Origin of the sequence: Clostridium boliviensis (assembly GCF_033342255.1) — a bacterium.
Taxonomy (GTDB): Bacteria; Bacillota; Clostridia; order Lachnospirales; family Lachnospiraceae; genus Lacrimispora; species Lacrimispora boliviensis.
Map to the genome: position 1 here is coordinate 1 of NZ_JAWONS010000224.1, position 345 is coordinate 345.

Sequence of the window (345 nt, forward strand, 5' to 3'; positions counted from 1 at the left end):
ACAACTTGATTGAACATGAAGACCACGGCGACGGCGTGACGGACAAGCTGCTGGATTTCTCCAGCCTGGTCCGGAATGTGGTGCTGGTGTTCGGTCTGGGGTTGGCTGTGTTGGCGGCGTTCCTCATTTCCAACACGATTAAGCTGACCATTTTCGCCCGTCGTCGCGAGATCGAAATCATGCGGCTGGTCGGAGCGAGCAACTGGTTTATCCGCTGGCCCTTCTTCATCGAGGGGGCGTTCATCGGCATGCTGGGAGCCGTCTTCCCGGTGATCATTGTGCTCGCTTTCTACAAAGCCGCGTTGAACGTATTGACGGACGGCAGCCAATACAGCTTTATCAAGA

1 protein-coding gene is annotated in these 345 nt (G+C 55.7%); it reads left to right on the forward strand.

Annotation, left to right across the window (positions count from 1 at the left end; genetic code table 11):
• Nucleotides 1-345: FtsX-like permease family protein (locus RZO55_RS14605; RefSeq protein ID WP_318065003.1), on the forward strand; the 345-nt coding region annotated here is incomplete at both ends.